At 37.6% G+C, this 19,677-nt stretch carries 27 protein-coding genes and 2 pseudogenes; 17 read left to right on the forward strand and 12 right to left on the reverse strand.

What is annotated here, in order from left to right; translation table 11 throughout:
• The first annotated feature begins 315 nt into the window (after positions 1-315).
• Positions 316-498 carry a hypothetical protein gene (locus NBRC111893_RS01310; protein WP_125007702.1) on the forward strand — a complete coding sequence of 61 codons (183 nt, stop codon included), beginning with the start codon at positions 316-318 and terminating at the stop codon, positions 496-498.
• A gap of 127 nt (positions 499-625) precedes the next feature.
• Complete coding sequence (locus NBRC111893_RS01315) at positions 626-1,090, forward strand: GNAT family N-acetyltransferase (RefSeq protein WP_225417469.1); 465 nt, start codon at positions 626-628, stop codon at positions 1,088-1,090.
• Positions 1,091-1,194: 104 nt separating this feature from the next.
• Here the strand turns inward: NBRC111893_RS01315 and NBRC111893_RS01320 are convergent, their stop codons facing one another.
• On the reverse strand, positions 1,195-1,707 hold the full coding sequence (locus tag NBRC111893_RS01320; RefSeq protein ID WP_230402924.1) for a YoaK family protein: 513 nt from the start codon (positions 1,705-1,707) through the stop codon (positions 1,195-1,197).
• A 5-nt stretch (positions 1,708-1,712) separates the two neighbouring features.
• The gene (locus tag NBRC111893_RS11750) at positions 1,713-1,844 is read right to left on the reverse strand and encodes a hypothetical protein (RefSeq protein ID WP_261341415.1); all 132 of its coding nucleotides are present in this window, start codon (positions 1,842-1,844) and stop codon (positions 1,713-1,715) included.
• A gap of 182 nt (positions 1,845-2,026) precedes the next feature.
• On the opposite strand from NBRC111893_RS11750, the gene NBRC111893_RS01325 reads away from it, so the two are divergent.
• Both NBRC111893_RS01325 and NBRC111893_RS01330 read left to right on the forward strand, forming a co-directional pair.
• Positions 2,027-2,713: a response regulator transcription factor gene (locus tag NBRC111893_RS01325; protein ID WP_125007703.1), complete on the forward strand. Its 687-nt coding sequence runs from the start codon at positions 2,027-2,029 to the stop codon at positions 2,711-2,713.
• 123 nt (positions 2,714-2,836) lie between these two features.
• A complete protein-coding gene (locus tag NBRC111893_RS01330) occupies positions 2,837-4,048 on the forward strand; it encodes a sensor histidine kinase (RefSeq protein ID WP_225417471.1) in 1,212 nt (403 codons plus the stop codon).
• A gap of 51 nt (positions 4,049-4,099) precedes the next feature.
• Here NBRC111893_RS01330 and NBRC111893_RS01335 read toward each other — a convergent pair whose 3' ends face one another.
• Positions 4,100-4,780: a hypothetical protein gene (locus NBRC111893_RS01335; RefSeq protein WP_125007704.1), complete on the reverse strand. Its 681-nt coding sequence runs from the start codon at positions 4,778-4,780 to the stop codon at positions 4,100-4,102.
• A gap of 191 nt (positions 4,781-4,971) precedes the next feature.
• Here NBRC111893_RS01335 and NBRC111893_RS01340 point away from each other — a divergent pair, with 191 nt between their 5' ends.
• Positions 4,972-5,196 carry a hypothetical protein gene (locus tag NBRC111893_RS01340; RefSeq protein ID WP_125007705.1) on the forward strand — a complete coding sequence of 75 codons (225 nt, stop codon included), beginning with the start codon at positions 4,972-4,974 and terminating at the stop codon, positions 5,194-5,196.
• A 52-nt stretch (positions 5,197-5,248) separates the two neighbouring features.
• Here NBRC111893_RS01340 and NBRC111893_RS01345 read toward each other — a convergent pair whose 3' ends face one another.
• On the reverse strand, positions 5,249-6,460 hold the full coding sequence (locus NBRC111893_RS01345) for an MFS transporter (protein WP_125007706.1): 1,212 nt from the start codon (positions 6,458-6,460) through the stop codon (positions 5,249-5,251).
• A 156-nt stretch (positions 6,461-6,616) separates the two neighbouring features.
• The gene (locus NBRC111893_RS01350; protein WP_125007707.1) at positions 6,617-6,865 is read right to left on the reverse strand and encodes a GlsB/YeaQ/YmgE family stress response membrane protein; all 249 of its coding nucleotides are present in this window, start codon (positions 6,863-6,865) and stop codon (positions 6,617-6,619) included.
• 184 nt (positions 6,866-7,049) lie between these two features.
• On the opposite strand from NBRC111893_RS01350, the gene NBRC111893_RS01355 reads away from it, so the two are divergent.
• From NBRC111893_RS01355 to NBRC111893_RS01405, 11 genes and pseudogenes are all read left to right on the forward strand, one after another.
• A complete protein-coding gene (locus tag NBRC111893_RS01355; protein ID WP_125007708.1) occupies positions 7,050-7,529 on the forward strand; it encodes a PH domain-containing protein in 480 nt (159 codons plus the stop codon).
• Positions 7,519-7,836, forward strand: a complete 318-nt coding sequence (locus NBRC111893_RS01360; RefSeq protein ID WP_125007709.1) for a PH domain-containing protein — start codon at positions 7,519-7,521, stop codon at positions 7,834-7,836. Before NBRC111893_RS01355 ends, NBRC111893_RS01360 begins: the two co-directional genes overlap by 11 nt.
• Before the next feature lie 74 nt (positions 7,837-7,910).
• Positions 7,911-8,300: a hypothetical protein gene (locus tag NBRC111893_RS01365; RefSeq protein WP_125007710.1), complete on the forward strand. Its 390-nt coding sequence runs from the start codon at positions 7,911-7,913 to the stop codon at positions 8,298-8,300.
• Positions 8,300-8,938 (forward strand): PH domain-containing protein, encoded by a 639-nt coding sequence (locus NBRC111893_RS01370; RefSeq protein WP_230402931.1) that lies wholly within the window; start codon positions 8,300-8,302, stop codon positions 8,936-8,938. Before NBRC111893_RS01365 ends, NBRC111893_RS01370 begins: the two co-directional genes overlap by 1 nt.
• A gap of 26 nt (positions 8,939-8,964) precedes the next feature.
• Positions 8,965-9,814: pseudogene (locus tag NBRC111893_RS01375) on the forward strand (aldo/keto reductase).
• Between the two features lie 561 nt (positions 9,815-10,375).
• Positions 10,376-10,519 carry a matrixin family metalloprotease gene (locus NBRC111893_RS01380; RefSeq protein WP_230402932.1) on the forward strand — a complete coding sequence of 48 codons (144 nt, stop codon included), beginning with the start codon at positions 10,376-10,378 and terminating at the stop codon, positions 10,517-10,519.
• 165 nt (positions 10,520-10,684) lie between these two features.
• On the forward strand, positions 10,685-11,353 hold the full coding sequence (locus NBRC111893_RS01385) for a YhgE/Pip domain-containing protein (RefSeq protein WP_125007713.1): 669 nt from the start codon (positions 10,685-10,687) through the stop codon (positions 11,351-11,353).
• Complete coding sequence (locus NBRC111893_RS01390; protein ID WP_125007714.1) at positions 11,323-11,700, forward strand: hypothetical protein; 378 nt, start codon at positions 11,323-11,325, stop codon at positions 11,698-11,700. Before NBRC111893_RS01385 ends, NBRC111893_RS01390 begins: the two co-directional genes overlap by 31 nt.
• A gap of 8 nt (positions 11,701-11,708) precedes the next feature.
• Positions 11,709-12,014: an ABC-2 transporter permease gene (locus NBRC111893_RS01395; RefSeq protein WP_125007715.1), complete on the forward strand. Its 306-nt coding sequence runs from the start codon at positions 11,709-11,711 to the stop codon at positions 12,012-12,014.
• A 43-nt stretch (positions 12,015-12,057) separates the two neighbouring features.
• Positions 12,058-12,366 (forward strand): TetR/AcrR family transcriptional regulator, encoded by a 309-nt coding sequence (locus tag NBRC111893_RS01400; RefSeq protein WP_125007716.1) that lies wholly within the window; start codon positions 12,058-12,060, stop codon positions 12,364-12,366.
• On the forward strand, positions 12,366-12,629 hold the full coding sequence (locus NBRC111893_RS01405) for a hypothetical protein (RefSeq protein WP_125007717.1): 264 nt from the start codon (positions 12,366-12,368) through the stop codon (positions 12,627-12,629). Before NBRC111893_RS01400 ends, NBRC111893_RS01405 begins: the two co-directional genes overlap by 1 nt.
• A 47-nt stretch (positions 12,630-12,676) precedes the next feature.
• Here the strand turns inward: NBRC111893_RS01405 and NBRC111893_RS01410 are convergent, their stop codons facing one another.
• A complete protein-coding gene (locus NBRC111893_RS01410) occupies positions 12,677-13,642 on the reverse strand; it encodes a beta-galactosidase small subunit (protein WP_125007718.1) in 966 nt (321 codons plus the stop codon).
• Positions 13,623-15,516: pseudogene (locus NBRC111893_RS01415) on the reverse strand (glycoside hydrolase family 2 TIM barrel-domain containing protein). The gene NBRC111893_RS01410 and the pseudogene NBRC111893_RS01415 overlap by 20 nt, the downstream one beginning before the upstream one ends.
• 234 nt (positions 15,517-15,750) lie before the next feature.
• Between NBRC111893_RS01415 and NBRC111893_RS01420 the strand changes: the two are divergent.
• Positions 15,751-16,557 (forward strand): AraC family transcriptional regulator, encoded by an 807-nt coding sequence (locus tag NBRC111893_RS01420; RefSeq protein ID WP_125007719.1) that lies wholly within the window; start codon positions 15,751-15,753, stop codon positions 16,555-16,557.
• Positions 16,558-16,865: 308 nt separating this feature from the next.
• Here the strand turns inward: NBRC111893_RS01420 and NBRC111893_RS11755 are convergent, their stop codons facing one another.
• The 5 genes from NBRC111893_RS11755 to NBRC111893_RS01440 all read right to left on the reverse strand — a co-directional run bounded on the left by NBRC111893_RS11755 (position 16,866) and on the right by NBRC111893_RS01440 (position 19,675).
• Complete coding sequence (locus NBRC111893_RS11755; RefSeq protein WP_261341422.1) at positions 16,866-17,183, reverse strand: Rossmann-fold NAD(P)-binding domain-containing protein; 318 nt, start codon at positions 17,181-17,183, stop codon at positions 16,866-16,868.
• Positions 17,105-17,587: an SDR family NAD(P)-dependent oxidoreductase gene (locus tag NBRC111893_RS01425; RefSeq protein ID WP_261341416.1), complete on the reverse strand. Its 483-nt coding sequence runs from the start codon at positions 17,585-17,587 to the stop codon at positions 17,105-17,107. Before NBRC111893_RS01425 ends, NBRC111893_RS11755 begins: the two co-directional genes overlap by 79 nt.
• Before the next feature lies 1 nt (position 17,588).
• The gene (locus NBRC111893_RS01430; protein ID WP_125007720.1) at positions 17,589-17,900 is read right to left on the reverse strand and encodes a DUF2316 family protein; all 312 of its coding nucleotides are present in this window, start codon (positions 17,898-17,900) and stop codon (positions 17,589-17,591) included.
• A gap of 142 nt (positions 17,901-18,042) precedes the next feature.
• Complete coding sequence (locus NBRC111893_RS01435; RefSeq protein WP_125007721.1) at positions 18,043-18,321, reverse strand: MarR family winged helix-turn-helix transcriptional regulator; 279 nt, start codon at positions 18,319-18,321, stop codon at positions 18,043-18,045.
• A gap of 721 nt (positions 18,322-19,042) precedes the next feature.
• Entirely contained in the window at positions 19,043-19,675 is a 633-nt protein-coding gene (locus tag NBRC111893_RS01440) for a uracil-DNA glycosylase (protein ID WP_125007722.1), read from the reverse strand.
• Positions 19,676-19,677: the final 2 nt, after the last annotated feature.

The raw sequence follows: 19,677 nt of genomic DNA on the forward strand, positions 1-19,677 counted from the left end.
TTGCGTGCGCCCCTTCTTTTACGCAGAATTGACATGCAAATCGTTACAGAATAACCCCTGCTTAAATACAGAGATTCCTATTCTTAAATTAACGATTAACAATTTTCAATCCCACACACGTCCCTTCTATTTGAAGGTAGTATAACTGATAAGTTGACTTAATTGCAACATATTTAATAACTAAAGGGTAGTAATAATTCTTTAATTCGGTATAATAAAGGTGGACATGAAAGCGCAACCATAACTATAAAAACTGCGATTGCCAATAGTCGAGTTGCGTTGGTCTGCCAATATCTTTTGAGAGGAAGCATAATTATGGACAAAAACTTATTTATTTCATTAATTGGCTTATTCACATTGATTTTTGGTACGATTCTAGCATCGATAGTTGCAACCTGGGGGATTGGCCAAATGTTACCAGAACTAGGAGCTTTCTTAGTTTCAGCTCTAATTGCAGTTGGAATAGCCAAGATATCTCACTTAAACTTTAGAAACTAATTTGCTAAAGTAAACAACCCCACATGATTTCTAAAATCACGTGGGGTTGTTTTTGTTTTAGTTATCTAAATTCAAAAAGTATATACTAGAATTATTAATAATTGACCATTGTTTGGGGGAATGAAATTTGTTTATTCATCAAGTTAACGCTACCATCGCACTTAAATTACCAAGCGTTAATGATGCAGCCGCACTTTATGATCTAGTTGATACAGATCGGCGCGAATTCGCTCGTTGGCTTCCTTGGACTGAACAAATGATGTCCGTCCAAGATGAAGCTGCCTTTTTGGACTATGGAATTAAGCAGATGGCCGAAGGTAAATTTTGGTTTAGTATTATCCTTGTTGAAGGTGAAGTTGCTGGCATGATTGATATTCATTCAATCGATACAGAGTACCATCGCGGCGAAGTTGGGTATTGGCTAAGCACTCGCTATCAGGGAAACGGCGCCGTAACGACCGCGCTAGCCGCAATTGAAGATATTGCCTTTAATGAGTTAGGTATTCATCGACTAGAGTTGCTAGCCGTCACTACGAACACCAAAAGTCGAGCAGTGGCTGAGCGCCGTTTTTCCATCAAGATGCTGTTCTAAACGATTACTTAATTAATAAAGGACAGTATGTAGATGCAGTTCTTTATTCTAAAATTGCAACCGTCTAATTAATTCCGGTCAGAATTAGCTTTCTGGCCGGTTTTTTAACGACCAAATATTAACGTAATCAATAAAACTCCCGCTGAAATCAAAATTGTTTTCGCACCCAAATATGGCAAGAAAAATCCACTGAGAAAAGCTCCAATTACAAATGATAAAAGAATAATCCCCATCTTACCGGCGGTTGACCGAGCCTTTTGATCTCCCGTAGTTAAGAAATCAAAACCTGACTCAGCAAACGTTCTGATATTTCCCGTCATCATTAATGAAGTAAATGGTTTCCCCTTCAACACCCGAAACTCTTGTAACTGAGCAGCGGCAGCAATTGATAGTAATCCGGATGTTAATAATTTAGGTGTTACCGGTGCTAAAAATGCCACAGTTACAAAAACAACAATTTCATAAATCAAGGTTAATTCCTGGCGTTTCAACGCGATCTCATTCGGATAATGCTGCTGGATGACTCGCATAATAAAGACCCCAATCATAAACATTAAAGCCGAAAATAATTCTAACCCCGCTTGACCAAATTCACGACTACCAATATGTATTCCCATTAAAATCAAGTTACCTGTTTGCAAGCCTGCAAAATCCCGCCGTCATAAAGATATGAATATGCATCAAGCGATCCTGCGGTTACCGCTAGCATCATTCCGGCAAACATTTTTTGATAAAACTCTTCATCTTTTTCCATTGTTTTAATTCCCCCATTCTTTAATGCGCCACTATTATACCGATATTTGTTGCGTGCGCCAATTAATATCCATTCTCATTTATATGTTAAGCTTCATTTATTATTTGAATGATATAATTAATGCTAAATATTACTTACAACTAACTAAAACAAACTAATTCAACGACCGCGGAGGTTTTACCTTGAACGATTTAAAAATTCTTGTAATTGAAGATGATGAGGATCTTGCCCAAAGCCTAAAACTATTCTTAGAAGATTTAGGCAACATAACTATTAGTAATGATGGCTTTGAAGGCCAAATGCTTGGAGAAGATGGTATCTATGATTTGGTTGTTTTGGATTTAATGCTTCCAGAAATCAGTGGCTTTGAGATCTTAAAGAAATGGCGAACAAGTGACAAATTAGACATGCCTGTACTAATTTTAACGGCTAAAGATACGCTTAACGACAAAGTACACGGTTTTCAGTTAGGTGCCGATGACTACTTAACTAAGCCATTTCACCGAGAAGAGTTACTATTACGGGTAAAAGCCTTACTACGCCGCTCTGGTCGGATTGGTGACGAAAACCAACTTTCAGTTGGCAATTTCACTGCTAACCTTAAAAATCGAACGGTAATGTTAGGCGATACTGAGCTTGATTTAAATGGTAAGGAGTATGACTTATTGATTTACTTTTTACAAAATCCCGAAACCATCATTACCAAAGAGCAAATTTTCGATCGCCTATGGGGATTTGACTCAGATACCGCCCTATCAGTAATTGAAGTATATATGAGCAACTTACGAAAAAAAATTAAGCAAGTATCAGATATTCAACCGATTAAAACCATTAGAAACGTCGGCTACATTTTGGAAACGGAGGCCTAAATTTGGCAAACAAGGATCCGCAAACTAAGCAGCAACGCTCCTTCTTCATCAAGGAGCTTTTTTGCTTTCGCCTTACTATTCATCCTGTTAGGATTCACGGTCTACAGTATTTTTCAAAATTCAGTGTTCCAAAATATTAATCAGGGACTAGTAAATCAGCGAACTCAAATTCTAAATAATGAATCTCAGCCTACTATTAAAATTAATCCTAATAAGGGAACCGCTAATATTTCACCATCTATCGGTGGTCCATTCAGATCAACAACGATCGTCTTCAATGCTAAAGGAACCATTATCAACAAACCTATGCTAGGGAACCATTTTTACTCGCTGATTAAAAACATTCAATTAGATAAGACCCAAACTGATCGCGTATATGACATGACTATTGGTTCCCAAAATTTTACCAGCCATTTCCGAACGCTATTAGTTAAAGTGCCTAAATCTAATTCAAATCCATTATATGCCGGAAATTATGCAATGATTGTTGAAAATATTGACGCAGACTTATTAGCTCTCAAGAGTTTTGAGCGAGCCATTCTAATTACTATTATTTTCTTCTGGATTCTCGCTATTTCAATTGCGTACTTCTTGTCAAAATCAAGTATGAAACCTATCTTGTCATCATGGAAAAAACAACGTGAATTTAGCGCAAATGCGGCTCATGAATTACGAACTCCTTTAACGGTCATCCAAAATCAACTAGAATTCATGCTTACTAAGCCTAATGACAAGATTCTTGATCAGGCAGAAAAAATTTCAACATCTTTAAATAGTGTTAATCAATTACAAAACTTAACTGGTCATTTGCTAACTCTATCGCGAGCTGACGCTGACGTAAGTCAAGTTAGCATCCAATCACAACCCCTTAAACCATTCTTCACTGAAGTAATCTCACCTTATCAAGATGTTGCTGACAGTCAAAGTAAGTCTCTAACCGTTACCATTGATACACCTGGAGCAGGAGCTTTTGACAGTGGCTTAATCAGACAGTTATTAGTCATTTTAATTGATAATGGTCTAAAATACAGTCCCACTGGCGGTAACGTTGGGGTTGCCATCACACGTATCAAAGACACTTTAAACATTAAAGTTAGTGATAATGGACCAGGAATTCCAGACACGGACAAGAAACGGATATTTGATCGTTTCTATCGAACGGACAAATCTCGAAACAGTAAGACCGGAGGCAATGGATTAGGACTAGCTATTGCTTCCACCATCGTTAGCCAGCATCATGGTAAGATTTCCGTTCATGATAACCAACCGGTTGGATCAATTTTCGAAGTTAATATCCCGTTAAAAAGTCACAGTAATCACCTATCTAAAAAATAAAAAACGCTCCTCCACTTTAATCGCGGAGGAGCGTTTTTTGGTTTTAATCATCTATTTTTCAGACATTAATTGAAGCCACTTCTTAGTTGGTATATCGAGATTAGCTGGAATTTCAAACCCCATCGGCTCAAAAATATCGCTAACCTTATCCCAATTAATTGCCTCATCTTGACTAAAACTTGCCAACACATCTTCAAGCTGGTCTTGCGTAACCTTTTGCAATAGTTCTTGGTTACCCCCCATAGTGGCAATAAACGTATTGGCAGCTAATTGGCCAGCAATAATTTCATTAACATCGCTATCAGATAGCTCATCAACTAAACTTTTGCGGTTCTTTAAAGGGACCGCTTTTAATTCACGCTGTAAAAATGCTTGAAATTCAGAAAAGTTATCAGCAATTTGGCGATAAAATTGCCAAGGCAATGTCACATTAAGTTGTTTAATTACTTGTGGTAGCATTGATTCCACTGACCAAACCTGTTGATCTTGGCCCACTAAAATCCACTGTTGTAAGAAGCGTTGAACTGATTCTCTAACTTCCAAACTTAACTTTTTCTTCAACGTCAATCCATAGCGCACCAATAAAAATTTTTCAAAGTCAGAATCATTAATAATTCGACCTTGTGGCTTACGTTTAGCCTTTAAAATTTGTTTGATTTGTTTTTGTTTTGCTAGATTTTGCGAATTTTCCTTGTTTTGCCAATGTGATTCTCCTTTATCTTGTACAATCATTTTATCATGGAATTCAACCAAATCTCATGAAATTTAGACGCCGTTTTTTTGCTAATTCGTAAATAAATTTAATAATTGAATTCTTGCACTAAACTTTTTTTCTGGTAGATACAACATTAAAAATCAAAAATCAAGATTGAATATCCAAACCTCTGTTCGTATAATTAAAGAATCGAACGGAGGTTGATTACATGGAACAAATTTTACCAATCAGCGCCCTCGCAGAGGATGCTATGCGCAACGGAGCAATCGTAGAAATCAAGCTTTTCAACAGCACCAAAAAGATCCATCGCCAAGATTTAATTGGCAACATCACAGGTGTTAAGGATCACTTAATTACTGTAACAAGCCTCTTTAACCGCTCCCATAAAATTGAAGAAAGTAATGTAGACGATATTGTGTATATTACCAAATAATAATTGCCATTAAGGTGACAAAAAGGATCTGAATTTAATTCAGATCCTTTTTTTAATTAATTTCAACATGCGTGAAATTATCTTTAATTCGGTAAGTTAATAGGTATGAAGCAAACAAGAATACGATTACTACCAAATATGGATAGTGATAATTTAAGTCTAGCAGAGATCCTGACACAAGGGGACCGATAATATTACCCACACTTGTTAAAGACATATTGACCCCGTTAACAAACCCTTGATTAGTCGTGCTAGCCTTCGTTAGCAAGGTGGTAATCGCAGGTCGTAATAAATCATACATTGTAAATACAATTAGTGTGGCAATGATAACTTCAATTTTTGAATGAGCTAAAATAATCCAAATCGTTCCCGCAAACGCAAGAAAAAAACAATATCTAATTAATCGTTTTTCAGTTAACCACGTAACCATCCGGTTAAACAACACAACTTGGAAAAACAATGAAATAACCCCATTTAAAGTCAATACCAAAGCGATATTTTCGAGAGTAAAGTGATGAACCTCATTAACATACAAACTATAGATACTCTCAAAGCCAACTAACCCAAATGAAGATATCAGAATCATTAAGAATAGTAGTCCCATTGGCCCGAATAAGAGGGCCTTGGTTTGAGCCCAGCTAGCTTTACCAGTAGTGGCCCGCGGATCGGCAATCGCGCCACCAGTTTTCGCAGCCATAGATTTAATTTCTTCATCGTTAGGTAGCATAATTATAAATGATAACATTGAAAGCAGTCCCAATGCCGCAGCACACCAGAACGGTGTCTTATAGTCAATCTTAGCTAGAATCCCACCAAGGCCTGGTCCTAAAATCAGGCCACCACTAAATGCTGCTGATAGCAAACCAATGACACGAGCCCGTTGTTTAGGAGTCGTAATATCGGCTGCTAACGCATTAGTTGTTGGTACAACCATTGCTGCTGACAAACCACCAATTATCCGAGAAATATCGAACATCCAAAGATAATTAGTAGCCGCAAACATTACCTCAGATACAGCGTACAATGCTAATCCGGCAACTAAAATCTTTTTTCGTCCCATCCGGTCGGAAATCTGACCAACAATTGGAGAAGCGATTAACTGTGCCAACGCAAACAATGAATTCATAATTCCCATATCCGTGGCGGATAAGTGTAATTCATTTTTAATAAATGGCATTACCGGAAAAATTAAGCTCATCCCTATACAGACTAGGAAGTTACCAAAAATAAGAGCAATAATCGCATTTCTAACCTTTTTTGACATAGTCAACCCCACTTTCGAATTAAGTCCAATGCGATTGATTATACGTTAGTTTTTGTGACCTAGTCAACTAAACAGAGCACTAACTTTTAGTCATATGTTTACAATCAAAAACGGCCATGAGAATAATTTCCCACAGCCGTCGGTTACATAAACTTATTATGATTCTTTACTTCGCATTCCGAAAAAGGCACTAACAATCAATACCAAGACACAGGCACCAATAATTGAAGGAATCAAAGCCATTCCTGCTAAATGAGGTCCCCAAGAACCGAGCAAACTTTCACCCAGCCAAGAACCAATCAATCCGGCGATGATGTTAGCAATCCAACCGGCAGGCCGTTTAGTAATTCCACCAGCAATTGCACCAATAACTGCACCAATAATTAACGTCCAAATTAATGACATAATTAATACCTCCTATTAGATTGTGTTATCAAATTATTCTACCTTACAACCATAATTATAAATAATTGCTAACAATTATTCACTTTTAAACTCTTCAAGTTAAACAAAGATTGCCACTCACCCCTTATAATATTCACATAATTTGGTATTATTAATTCAAATACAGTATTAAGAGGAGTCTCATATGGATCAAGCATCGCATTTACCCAATAAAATTAAAACCGTTTGGAAAGTATCTGCCTTCCTTACTTTTATCGTAACTGCTGGAATATTTATTGCAGCATTTTTCATCGGTTCATATAGCAATTGGAATTGGCTGATTTACGCTTCCTATGCTGTCCTAGCCTTAGGGGTTGTCATGTTAATTGTAAGACTAGCCCTAATTCCTTATCGGTACACCTTTTTCAAATATTTGTTAACCGATGATGCCGTGCAAATTCAAAGTGGCTTTATCTTTCGAAAATTAATTTCCGTCCCTATCGCTAGGGTCCAAGACGTTAAAATTTCTCAAGGCCCTGTCTTGAGATCCCAAAAATTACAATCTGTTAACATTACCACTGCCTCTACCGATCATGATATTGACGGATTGGAGCCAGATACAGCTGAACAACTACGAATCCAAATCATGCAACGTGCCATGAAGGAGGTTGAAAATGACCTCTAAGAAGCACCTAAATCCAGTTGCCCTAATTTATTTTATCTATAAGATCTTGGCAGAATGGCTTTGGATAATCTTTATTGTATTCGCCTCAGCATTTAGTGTTTTCAAAAATCTTCATCTCAGTCTGCCAATGGTCGTGACCATCTTCGTAATTTTAATTGTTATTGTTTCAATTATTCGCTACACAGTGTTCACCTATGAGATTGGCCCCGAAATGATTACAATTAATAGTGGGATATTAGTTAAAAAGCACCTTCATATTCCCTATCAGCGTATTCAAACCATCACTCAAGACCAAATGTTTTTCTAATTCCATTTCATTTAGAGACGCTCAACATCGAAACTGCCGGCCAAGAAAGCGATAAGGCTGAGGCCATTCTTCCCATGGTCCCCGAATCTGTTAGGATCGCAATTGAGGAGCGAAGACACCCCAGTAAGCCAGCTGATGATCTCATTAATGATGACGAGTTGACCAACCACATTTATCACATTGATCGCCATAATCTAAATTTATTTGCACTGACTTCCCTTGGAATCTTGCCAATTTTAGCTGTATTGGGAGCAGTATATGGTCGAGTTCAAGAAGCAATCCCCGATCGATATCTTAATAAATTTTTGGCAGCAATCTCTCATGAATCAGCACTGATCATCGCTGTCGCTGTAGTTATCCTATTAATATTAGGGATGGTCATATCATACTTCATGACGATTTTAAATACTATCACTTCACATTATCTGAAGATAATGGCCAGTTACAAACCACTCAAGGATTAATTACCAAACGCTCATTCAGTGTTAAACAACAACGGGTTCAAGCAGTGGTATTTAAGCAAAGTATCATTCGACAATTATTTAAGTTAACGACTGTACAAACTATCGTGGCTTCTAACGCTGGCAAGCAAGAAGATGAGGACGATATTACCCTAGTACCAGTAATCAAAAATGACCAGGCGAATTTAATGACCCATCGATTTATTGATTGGATTCCAAAGGATATCCCCTTATTAACTCGGTTACCACATTCTCATTACTGGTACTATATACGCAATGCCAGCATCATTAGTTTAATCATCATCGCTGGCTGTACGGGTTTATTTAAACTATGGGGATTAATAAGTTTAATACTTTTGCCCCTAGCAATCTGGCTTGGTTGGTACGCTGCTAAAAATAATGGTTATTATATTGGTGACCAACAGTTAATTATCTCAAACGGTCATTTACTAACCAGATCAGTCTCAATCATCGAAACTAAAAATATTCAATCATTTGAAATTAACCAATCCATTTGGATGACTAGATCTGGACTAGCCCACTTTGTAATTCACATTCGGTCTAAAAATGGTGATAAAGAACTTAGCTTGAGATACCTCACCAAAACTGAAGCCGATAATCTCTTTAATTGGCTATCATAATTTAATTATCTCGGGAGGAACTTATAATGAAAACAATCATGGTTGGTAATCAAACTGTACCAGCAATTGGCATTGGCACTTGGCACATGGGTGATAAGACTGCGAATCAGCGCAATGAAATTGCGGCCATCCAAACAAAGTATAAAAGCTGGTGCTCGAGTCATCGATACCGCTGAAATGTATGGTAATGGCAATAGCGAACAATTAGTGGGGCAAGCCATCCAAAATCTTGACCGTAAAGAACTATTTATTATTGATAAAGTCCTCCCCAATAATGCATCCAGCGATCAATTACCTAAAAGTTTAGATGCCAGCTTAGCCAGAGTTGGCACTGATTATTTTGATTTATATCTTTACCATTGGCGAGGCGGAATACCACTACCTGAAACCGTTAAGGCCCTCCAAGATGCTCAAAATGCCGGCAAAATCAGGCACTGGGGTGTTTCTAATTTCGATTTAGCTGACATGAAAGAACTATTATCATTACCTGGTGGTTCAGAAGTTGCGGCCAACGAAGACCTATATAATCTCGGTAGTCGGGGCACGGAATTCGACTTACAATCGTGGCAGGTTAACCAAAAGATTCCTTTTATCGCCTACACTCCAATTGCTCAAGGCGATCGTTTTGGCCAGCAATTAACTACCAATCGCACCATCCAAGCCATCGCGGAAGAGCATCAAGCCACTCCTTATCAAATATTGCTTGCTTGGACCATCCGTAGTGGCAATGTGCTAGCAATTCCCCAAACTAGTGACCCTATTCATGCCGCCGAAAACGTTAAGGCTGGTGACATCGAGTTCACTGAAGAAGAACTTGAATTGATCGATAATAGCTTCCCAAAACCAACTAATAAGCAGCCATTAGATATCTTATAATTCATATGCAGGTTAAAATGTCAACTAAAAAGTCTTTTTATCTTTTGAATGTCATGCTATAATCCATTAGTTGCCCTAACTCAGAGCTTAAATCATTCAAGATTGAAAGGCTTTTATTATGCTTAAAGATAATCGTGTCACTAAAACCATCCTATTAGGATTCATAGCTTTGCTAACCAGCATCAGCTTTGGAGAAACCGTTCGCGCTGCCTCAACTAATATCCACTGGAGCTCTCCAGTAATTTATGTACAATCGCTAACTAAATCAAAAGAATATAATCAATTACTAAACACCGCCATTCAACAATATAATGCCACTGAGATCATCACCCTAGTCAGAGTAAAAAGTGGTGGTCAAATTACTTTTAAATTAAAACGTAATTTACCAAGTAGCCCTAGCCCAAGTGACAACAATAAAATGATTGGTAATATTATCTTAGGTAACACACACTGGACGAGTGATGGCAACTATTTGACCAATTGCCAGGTTCAAATTGACAATCAGATTTGCAACAATGTGGCTACACCAAACGAGCCAAACTTCACGTCATCGAACACGAATTGGGACATGCACTTGGATTATCCCATAACGGTAAAGACAAAAATTCGATTATGTATCCCACGACTAGTTGGAATTGCAAAGCTAAGGTTGATAAAAACGATATTAATTTGTTACGACAACTATACTTAAAACCTTGTAATTAATATATTTATTTAAACTACACACCACAATTGCCTAATCACTTGCAATCATGGTGTGTTTTTTATTAGTTTGAGTGATTTAATTTGTTAATAAATGCAAGTAAGTACTTGCACAGTTTTTTAAACGGTGATATTATCCAGACATCAACTTTTTAAGGAGCATTCGACATGAAACAACTCAAGAAATTTTTAACTAGTAAGGAAGTTTTAGTTACTCTGTTTCTCTTAATTATCTATGGCTGCCTAATCTTTACAATTTACTTTAACGGTTATAGTGGCGTGCCTAAGAAGGTTGAGGACATGCCAGTCACCATTGTTAATCAGGACAGTAATAGTAAACATTTGGCTAACCAACTGAATGACAGCCTACCATTTAATCATATTCATCATTCAAATAATTTAAATTCTACTAAACAAAAACTAAACGATCGTAAAACATTTTTGATTATCGCGATTCCTAAAAACTTTTCGAAAGATATTAACCAAAATAAATCCGTTAATCTTAACTTTTACATCAATCAATCTAATCAATCAGCCGTAACAAGTGGCATGAATACCGTTGCTAGTAGCGTTGGCAGTACCATTAATCAACAAGTAATTTTGAAAAAAGGTCAAGCTATGCTCGCTGAAGGTCAAATGAGTGTCCTCAAAAAGACATTAGCCACTCAACAAAAGAAGATGGCCGCTCAAGTGAATACACAAAACAAGCCATTGCAGTTGCACCAACTGCTGCCCAACCTGAACTTGAAGCCCGACTTAAGCAACAGACTGCCGCAGGTAGTAAAAAACTTAATCAAACTGCCAAAATGCAGGAAGCTAAAATCAAGCAAGGAGTAGCAAAAGCTTACGCTCCAGTTGGTCACTCAGTCACCACCAAGATTCATAAAGTTAATCCTGTTCGCACTGGGTTAAATTATAGCCTCGCTCCATTTATCGTTAACTTAGCTATCTATATTGGTTCAATGATTGGGACAGTTGTCTTATTTACTGCATATTCAAAAGCTACAATGAACGTTGGTCGTCTAAAGGCCTTTGGAATGCTTGAGATTGCTATGATCTTGATTGCCATCATTTCAAGTGGTGTTACCATTGCCATCATTTCACCATCGATGCATCTAGGGAGTAACGTCTTTACTCAGCTTTGGTTTAACCACGCCCTTGAGACTTTGCATCCTTCAATTTAAACAGTATTATGTTGATGCTGTTTGGAATTCTTGGTACTTCAGTCAACGTCTTTATTACCATGCTCCAAGTCGTTGCTTCGGGCGGAATGATTCCCGTAATTGCCATGAATGGTTTCTATCGGGCCATTCACAGTATCGCTCCTATGTACTACAGCGTGACTGCCGACTTTAACATAATGTATGGTGGTTCTGGGACTACAACCCTCTGGACTAAATTAATCTTAATTATTATCGCTTTGATCGTTATTAATCTAGTTATTGTGAGCCTTAAACGAAACAAACCATTTGCAACTAACTTTCAAGCAGCCAAATAATCTAGTATAGTTATAGATAAATACATTACATGAGGATAGCTGCATGCCAACCAAACGAGATACTGACACATTAATATTAAATGCTTTCGCCGATTTAGTTACCAAGTATGGTTATAAAGCCACGACCACCAAAAAAATCGCAACGGCCGCCGGAGTGAACGAGATTACCATTTTTCGGCACTTTAAAGACAAAGCCCACTTATTAGATTCCCTTATTTCTCAATATATGGAAACTGTTGATGAGCTAGAAGGCCAATTCAAAATTTCTGGTGATATCGCAACCGATCTTACATGGATTGCTAAAACCTACGAGGAATTCGTGGCTAATCATCGCGCCCTCTTTACGATTTAATGGAACGAAATGTCGGGGTTTCAGATGATATTAATAATCCCGTAAAAAAGTTGCCCATCAAGTATCAAGGGGCCTTAATTAGAGCTTTAACCAAGATGAAAGAGATCGGAGAAATTAATTCCTCCGTTAACGTGGAAGTTGAAGCGACGAATTTTATGTTGATTAACTTTGGTCGCATATCAGTTAGACTTTCTAAGTCCTTAGCCTTAGATGATGAACAGTTCAATCAAAACGTAATCGTCTTTGCTAACCATCTCAAATAAAAAACGCCTTAATCCTCCTAACCGAGATTAAAGCGTTTTTTTATTGACTAATTAATTTGCGGATCAATTACAAAGGAAAATGTATGATCAGCTTCAGCAGAAATATGATATGGAGCTTCAATATCGGCTTCCCAGCTATCAATGCCACCGACGCCACGAACTGCTCCCATAATGGTTAAAACCGTTCTACGTACCAGTGGTAATTCTTCAATGTGCGTCGCGCTCTCCAACTCTTCAGCCGTATATGGCAAGCAACTAAATGCAAAATTGTCATCAACTTTAGTAAATGTTAATTGAAATGGCTCTTCATCTGGATCAGCGTTATTTTGAGTGGTTTCTCTCATCACCTGAACTTCTGAAGTATCCATATGAACGCCACAATCTTGGGGAACCATATATGGCGTTACCGGCATCCCCTTAACGGTATATGTTCCAGTAAGACCCCCAGTCATGCGATCAGGATAGGTTTCACCAGACAATCCCGTATATGTGAATTGGGTTGCTGCTGTTGGCATAATCATTCTAAATCCAAATACTGGCAATTCCGGTAATCCTGATCTTCCTTTAAATGATGTCTGAATGCTAATCCTACCATCAACGTTCACCGTATACCGCACTGTAACGGTCGTTGCCGGCACCGTTGGGGTAGGATAAGTGAACGTAACTGTCAATGTCTGAACTTGCTCATCAGAACTATATCGGTTATTTGCTGGAGCAATTGGCAATTCAATCGGCTGACCATTGACGGCAACGTCAAATTGGGGGTGCTTTAAAAACAGGTCAGCCCCTAACCACATCGCCGACGTTTCACTAAACTGATTGCTGCGATCATTATCAGTCGTTGCCCGCCAGAAAGTTGGCTTCGGTACCCGATACAGCCATTCTTTATTTTTAATTACTAGAGATTCTAGGCCACCTTTTTCATAGCTAAAGATGTAGTGGAAATCAGTTCCAGCAACTCCCAGGGTACCATCACCGAAAATTAATTTAATGCTATTCTCTGTATTTTCCATAGTAGTACTTAACCTCCTGCATTGCTGGTTTTCGGTGCGGTCTGCAAACATAATCCCGTCACCAGAGAATTCATAGTCTGAATGACGCTCATCAAAGTCACCACCATATCGAAGGATTCGTTGATCAGTTACGGTATCAGTAACAAATAATGCTTGATCAATAAAGTCCCAGATAAATCCACCTGAATATCCTTGGTGCTTGTCGTATAGTTTCATATATGAGTCTAAACCACCTAAGGAATTGCCCATATCATGCATAAATTCACAGCTTAAGAATGGCTTTTTAGGATTATTTGATAGGTATTCGTCAACATCTGTTGGTGGGAAATACATCATGCTTTCCACATCCGAGATGCGGTCTTCATATTGGCGATTTCGACAAACTCCTTCGTAGTGAACTAATCGATTTGGATCCTGATCTTTATAATATTGATTCATTGCTGCGATGTCATCGCCAGCATACGATTCATTCCAAGGGACCAAAATAAAATACTAGTATGATTTTTGAAGGTTTCATAGTTATTTTGGGCCCGATTAAGCACGGCGTGCAACCAATGAGGTGAAGAACCTGGAACATTATACGATGGCTCCACTGCCCCCATTTTCTGCCATGATCCGTGGGATTCTAGGTTGTTTTCAGCCATCATATAAATCCCATTTTGATCACACATGTAGTACCAAGGAATCTGATCCATATAGTGACAGGTCCGCACAGCATTAATATTATTCTGCTTGATGGTTGTCATATCGGCTTGCATTTCTGCCATTGAAATCACACGACCAGACTCGGCACTCCATTCGTGTCGGTTGACGCCATTAAGCTTAAGCCGCTCACCGTTCAACAAGATTACTTTATCCTTAATTTCAATTTTTCGAAACCCAAAATCGTATGGAACAACTTCAACCAAATTGCCAGCGTGATCGCGAATTTCAATCGTCAACGAATACAGATAAGGATCAAGGTTATCCCACAAATGCACATTGGCTAAAGCTGGCGAATCAAACTCAATCTGCTCACTAGCGGGTTGTTGATGTTCAAAGATGGTGTTACCATCACCATCCACCGCTACCAGTTTAACGATTGCCCCCGCAATCTCGCTACCAGTTAATTTAGTAACTACTTCGAGTTGACCAGTTTTGAAATCATCGGCTAATGTTGGCCTGATTGTTAGATCTTCCACGTGAATTTTAGGCCGCGCTACTAAATTAACATCGCGGAATATGCCAGAAAATCTAAACATATCTTGGTCTTCAATAAATGAAGCCGTACTGTGTTTAAATACCTCAACCGCAATTGTGTTTATCCCCGCTTCATCAAGATAGGGGGTCAGATCATACTCCGATGGTGCAAAACTATCTTCACAGTAACCCAAGAAATGGCCATTGATCCAAAGATACATGGCTCGCTCAACACCACCAAATTCAACACTAATTCGGTGGTCTTTAAAGTTATCAGGTATCTTAAACTCTTTAACGTAAGCACCAACTGTATTATCCAAGCCCTCACTAAACATCCCCATTTGCGGATCACTTTCATCCGGTACATATGCTGGTCGCCTAAAGAACTTGCCTTCCCAAGGATAAAGTGTGTTGATATATTGAATTTGACCGTATCCATTCAGTTCAATGTGCGATGGCACCTTAATGTCATCAAAATCAGTCGTATCATACCCAACCTGGTAAAATTCTTGGGGTCGCTCCATTGGCGTGTCAGCAAAGCTAAATTTCCAAGTGCCATTCAAACTACTTATTAGGCTGGAATCACCCCGCTTCATTTCAGAGTAATTAGGATAAAATTGATGATCACTATGAACTGGAATTTGCCCTAGCCGAAAAACCTCTGGATCATCCAACCACGTTATTTCTGCTTTCATGAACTGCCTCCCTAATAAACCTATCATTTAAAAGTCACTATCATCATAAATATCAGATTCAGGTCCTAACTAACCCCACTGGTAACATCTAGCTAACTAAAGTAAAATCAAATCAAATTAGTAATTTATTTACCTATTTTCTCTTATTCTACATTGTAAGGGTTTACATTTATATCTAATTTTAATGCTAAAGTATCATATTTTGAACTTATTTTATTTTTAGGAGGAACTAAGATGCGTATTGTCTTCAATAAACCGGTTAACAATCCGCCACTTTACTGCGAGAGCATTGGCTATAACTGGAAAGAAAGATCAGTTAATCGGCCTACGGGTTATGCAACTTACCATTGGTTACAAACTGAATCCGGTAGTGGAACCGTCGTTATTAACAACCAATCAATGGTCCTTCAGCCGAACCAAGGTATTTTACTGAAGGATCACTTACCCCACCAGTACCATCCTAATCCTGGCGATTCTTGGACGACTTCCTTCTTAACCTTTGATGGTCCTTTAATGGATATCATGACAAACCTATTTGAAGTTAAAAATTATGTCATAATCAAACAGCTTGCACCAGCGTTGACCACATTTATCTCTAAATACTTTGATACTTTCGTTGGTAAAGATTTAGTATCATTAAACGAGCAATCTATAAACCTCTATCGCTTTTTAACATTAGTCCATGATAATGAACTCTATGCACATCAAGCCAACTTACACAATCAAAAAATTGGCACGCAAATTATTCAATTTATTAACCGACATTATTCAGAGCCGATTACTAATAAGTCAATTTCCAACGCAACGCGATATTCGGTTGCTTATCAGAATCGTGTATTTACTAAAATCTATAATCAAACACCCCTTGAATACCTAGATAATTATCGAATGCAAAAAGCTAAAGAGTTTTTATTAACCCAAGCAAATTGGGATGTTAATAAGGTTGCTGAAGAAACTGGTTTTGGTAGCTCATCGCAATTCATTTTTCATTTTCGTAAATATTTTGGAGTCACGCCAAACCAATTTCGTCATAACTCATAAAAAAGCCCCAGGAATTTAATCCTGGGGAGCTTTTCCGTCATTTAGCTTTTATTCATTGCATTGCTGGGTATTTGGTTTTTATTACATTGGGGGAATGAATAAGGTCGGTTTAGCAATCCGAATTAGGCTTAATGACTAAATTATTAATCTAACATCCATAAATAGTTAAGAATGGGGTATTTATTCTGAACACACCTGAGGGGGTCTTAACTATCTAAAGCTGACATAAGTTATTGATTTATCCTTCCTTCTTTTAGGATGACTACATCATAAAAGATAGACCTTAAAATAACTTTAAATGAACTAAATTAATTAAAATTAACTTTGCTAATTATCTTTTTATCCGGTCCAACGATATCACCATTGTGTCTTTGACCATCATTCATAATATCAACAATCAATTTGCCAGCCTCTGAAGTAGTCTTCATGTATGAACCCTGGCAAAAGCCATTAATATCCGTTGAGACACCCCCAGGAAAGATACCAAAAATTTCTACGGCTCGTTTTTCATTAAAAAATTGGATAGCGATTGATTGCATCAGTGCATTTAAGGCGACTTTTGAAACTCGATAGGCTGTTGGGTTATACCAAACAGCCGGTTCGTTTCCGGAACCAAGGTTAGCAATTTTACCATTGTTTTTTCAATTACTGGCAACATTGCCTTAATTACTTGAAACGTACCATAAACGTTAACTTCAATCGTTGCTTTTAGCTCTTCAACTGAAGTATCTAATGGGGCTTTTTCCATGTCACCAGCTATACCGGCGTTATTGATCAAATTAGTAAGATCCGCATGATTTTTAGCAATATATTTGCCAGCATCTTCAATTGAGATGCTGTCGTTTAAATTAATCACAACGCCGTCGAGTTTGCTTGCATCGGCACCGTCATTTTTTAATGAATCCAACGCATCGGCTAATGAATTTTCTGTTCTAGCAGAAATAATTACTTCATTTCCTGCAAGGGATAGTTGCAATGCGGTTTGATAACCAATTCCACGATTGGCTCCAGTAACTAACGTTTTAACCATATTAATAGTTCTCCTTAACCAATTTGTTTTGCTTAATAAATCCTTGATCCAAGAACCAATATTCTGCTGGTGAACCTTTTAACTTAGAGTAGGCTAATGGTTTATCACCATTTTGTTCAATTACGTCATCCAAATAGCGCGAGAGGACCCATGGTTCTTCAATCCGATCTGGATCCAAATCCAACACTTGTTGAACGTGTTCTGGAGTGGTATCTAGGTCTTTAGCAATTCGATTTAACGAAACATTAGCTAATCGAAAATTAGCTGCCAATTCATTTCTGGTTTCAACTTCTTCATCTGGTGTAAGTGACAATATTATTCTCCCTTTAATCCGTTAATAATTTTATTCAACTGATTAAACAATGCCGTTGGTTGTTCAATTTGCTGATCAATTAGCCGGTTAAGTTCTGCAAAAGCTAACTGAATTTTATCTACGACGTCGGTTCCAGCAGCAGTTAGTTGCAGTCGCTTTCACGATCACTATCCTGGCTGATTCGCCGTTCAATTAATTCTTTTTTCTCTAATCCTTTAAGTAAATTTGAGGTACTAGCCGCACTACGTCCAAGATATTTAGCAACTTCAGTTTGATTAATAGATGGCGTATTATTAATCAAGTTGAGCGTTCGCCCTTGATCTTGACTAACACCGATTTGTTTTAATTTAGTCCCAAGAATCGTATGCTGTAATACCGAAATTCTGTATAACAATGTCGAAATTGAATTATCCTTTTCCACTACTTCACCTCCATATGAATGTTAGTATATACCGAACACTTAAAATTACAACTGTTTTATTTTTAATGTATTCATATAAAAAGCCGGCCCTCACCAAAGGCCGGCTTTTTATTTTTATTGGAGGAAATGAAGACTTTAAAAATTTGAGGAATTACGCTCTTAACTAATTTCCTCTAGGCCCTAGAGGAATTAAAATAAACTGGTAAATCGAACTTACAGGCATTACTTTTTTTATTTTCATATCAAGCTTCCCTTCATCGATTGAATTCAGTTAATTCTGAGTTTATCTATGAACTAAGTCGATTCACCCCTTTCGTTTATTGAATGTTTGTAGAATAACAAGCTTACCTTAAAGTAAAGTTTAAAACTGAAAATTAAAATGATAACTTTTGCAAAAAAATAGTGGTGATAGAATATAAATTCTATCACCACTATTTTTGTCACTTTTATTAAATGACATCAACTAGGTCAATTTTCAGTAATTTTTATACACTCTGGGGAGATGAACAATCATGAAAATCAATTGACTAGTCGGTTATTAAGTAATCATATACTTGATATTAAATACTAATCAAAGTCCCCAATCTAATATCACTTACGCTTAACACACTTGGGAGAAATGAAGCCAGAAATACTTTAGGTAACTGAAAGAACTTTGACTAATATTTAACTGTGATTAATATACGATAACTAGCTTAAATTAACCTTAAAAGAAGCCGGTTTATTTTAAAGTTGCCAAATATTCTCTTAGCTTAGTTGAATCTTCATCAACCACTGACTTCATGGCCTTAAATCGCTTGGAATATGATGGATGATAAAGTGGAAAAATATCGTATTTCGTCTCAGTCCACTCAAACCTGTCAGTAACTTCGTTATATTTCTGAACTGATTCATGCATAATCCGTCCATGTAAATCGCCTACCTTAGCGGTTTTACCAAGCAATCTCTGCAGACTGGCGTTGCCCATCGTAACCAATAATTTATTCTTAAATTGAGACAATTCATAATCAAACATTGGTGCAAATGCCTTGACTTCAGCATTATTGGGCCGACGATCGCTTTTTAAACCAGATTTGCCAACTCGAAATGGTCGAGCACTAACCACCCCAAATATATACACATCTTCTCGAGTTAAAGAAAGCGAATCCAACCAACGATCAAGTTCTTTACCAGAAGGTCCTTGAAATGGATGGCCTAACTCAATTTCTTTAGCCCCAGGAGCCTCTCCTAAAAGCAGAATTTTGGGATTGCTACCACCCTCACCAGCCACAAATCCTTCAAGATTAGTGAACTTTTCAGTCTGTTGTTTCGCCCATTCAATCCATTCAGAAGTTAATATCGTTTGAGTTGCCAAAT

Source organism: Lentilactobacillus kosonis (genome assembly GCF_003864335.1).
GTDB classification, from domain to species: domain Bacteria; phylum Bacillota; class Bacilli; order Lactobacillales; family Lactobacillaceae; genus Lentilactobacillus; species Lentilactobacillus kosonis.

Excerpts from the sequence above, each read along its gene's own strand:
- NBRC111893_RS01355 (WP_125007708.1), top strand. The coding sequence starts at position 7,050 with ATGGATCAAGCATCGCATTTACCCAATAAAATTAAAACCGTTTGGAAA.
- NBRC111893_RS01425 (WP_261341416.1), bottom strand. The coding sequence starts at position 17,587 with ATGGTTAAAACGTTAGTTACTGGAGCCAATCGTGGAATTGGTTATCAA.
- NBRC111893_RS01360 (WP_125007709.1), top strand. The coding sequence starts at position 7,519 with ATGACCTCTAAGAAGCACCTAAATCCAGTTGCCCTAATTTATTTTATC.
- NBRC111893_RS01335 (WP_125007704.1), bottom strand. The coding sequence starts at position 4,780 with ATGATTGTACAAGATAAAGGAGAATCACATTGGCAAAACAAGGAAAAT.
- NBRC111893_RS01410 (WP_125007718.1), bottom strand. The coding sequence starts at position 13,642 with ATGGAAAATACAGAGAATAGCATTAAATTAATTTTCGGTGATGGTACC.
- NBRC111893_RS01310 (WP_125007702.1), top strand. The coding sequence starts at position 316 with ATGGACAAAAACTTATTTATTTCATTAATTGGCTTATTCACATTGATT.
- NBRC111893_RS01395 (WP_125007715.1), top strand. The coding sequence starts at position 11,709 with ATGTTGATGCTGTTTGGAATTCTTGGTACTTCAGTCAACGTCTTTATT.
- NBRC111893_RS01365 (WP_125007710.1), top strand. The coding sequence starts at position 7,911 with ATGGTCCCCGAATCTGTTAGGATCGCAATTGAGGAGCGAAGACACCCC.
- NBRC111893_RS01405 (WP_125007717.1), top strand. The coding sequence starts at position 12,366 with ATGGAACGAAATGTCGGGGTTTCAGATGATATTAATAATCCCGTAAAA.
- NBRC111893_RS01420 (WP_125007719.1), top strand. The coding sequence starts at position 15,751 with ATGCGTATTGTCTTCAATAAACCGGTTAACAATCCGCCACTTTACTGC.
- NBRC111893_RS01340 (WP_125007705.1), top strand. The coding sequence starts at position 4,972 with ATGGAACAAATTTTACCAATCAGCGCCCTCGCAGAGGATGCTATGCGC.
- NBRC111893_RS01320 (WP_230402924.1), bottom strand. The coding sequence starts at position 1,707 with ATGGGAATACATATTGGTAGTCGTGAATTTGGTCAAGCGGGGTTAGAA.
- NBRC111893_RS01400 (WP_125007716.1), top strand. The coding sequence starts at position 12,058 with ATGCCAACCAAACGAGATACTGACACATTAATATTAAATGCTTTCGCC.
- NBRC111893_RS01350 (WP_125007707.1), bottom strand. The coding sequence starts at position 6,865 with ATGTCATTAATTTGGACGTTAATTATTGGTGCAGTTATTGGTGCAATT.
- NBRC111893_RS01385 (WP_125007713.1), top strand. The coding sequence starts at position 10,685 with ATGAAACAACTCAAGAAATTTTTAACTAGTAAGGAAGTTTTAGTTACT.
- NBRC111893_RS01345 (WP_125007706.1), bottom strand. The coding sequence starts at position 6,460 with ATGTCAAAAAAGGTTAGAAATGCGATTATTGCTCTTATTTTTGGTAAC.
- NBRC111893_RS11750 (WP_261341415.1), bottom strand. The coding sequence starts at position 1,844 with ATGGAAAAAGATGAAGAGTTTTATCAAAAAATGTTTGCCGGAATGATG.
- NBRC111893_RS01390 (WP_125007714.1), top strand. The coding sequence starts at position 11,323 with ATGCAGGAAGCTAAAATCAAGCAAGGAGTAGCAAAAGCTTACGCTCCA.